The sequence below is a fragment of the Gilliamella sp. Pas-s95 genome, assembly GCF_009795795.1.
GTDB classification, from domain to species: Bacteria; Pseudomonadota; Gammaproteobacteria; order Enterobacterales; family Orbaceae; genus Gilliamella; species Gilliamella bombicola.
In genome coordinates, this window is the sequence record NZ_WTFC01000081.1 from 1 (window position 1) to 476 (window position 476).

The 476-nt window shown below is 37.2% G+C and carries 1 tRNA gene; it reads left to right on the forward strand.

Features of this window, described 5'->3' with window-relative positions:
- Positions 1-96: 96 nt before the first annotated feature.
- Positions 97-172: transfer RNA gene (locus tag GQ598_RS10920), tRNA-Glu, on the forward strand.
- The last annotated feature ends 304 nt before the right edge of the window (positions 173-476 follow it).

Here is a 476-nt window from a genome sequence, read left to right on the forward strand (position 1 = left end):
CAAGGTAACCGTAGGGGAACCTGCGGTTGGATCACCTCCTTACGAAGAGCTCGTAAGTGTTCACACAGATTGTTTGTTTAGAAGAGAAATAATTAAGTCCCCTTCGTCTAGAGGCCTAGGACATCGCCCTTTCACGGCGGTAACAGGGGTTCGAATCCCCTAGGGGACGCCATAATAAGTGATGAAGTTATTTCTTAAAAAAATTATGTTTGTATTTACTTATATTTATTATTAAGTGAATAGAAAGATAAAGCTCTTTAACAATTAGGAACAAGCTGAAAGAAACGAGTTCTCGTTCTTGTGTAATGCATTTATTGAGTTATTTAATTAAACGTCAGTGATAACGATTAGTTGGATTGAATTGATAAAGGTAGAGACATAAAGAAAGAGAAAAAAAGCGTAATTAAAACCAAGACAACTGTGAGTTGTAAGGTTAAGAAATTAAGCGTACACGGTGGATGCCTAGGCAATCAGAG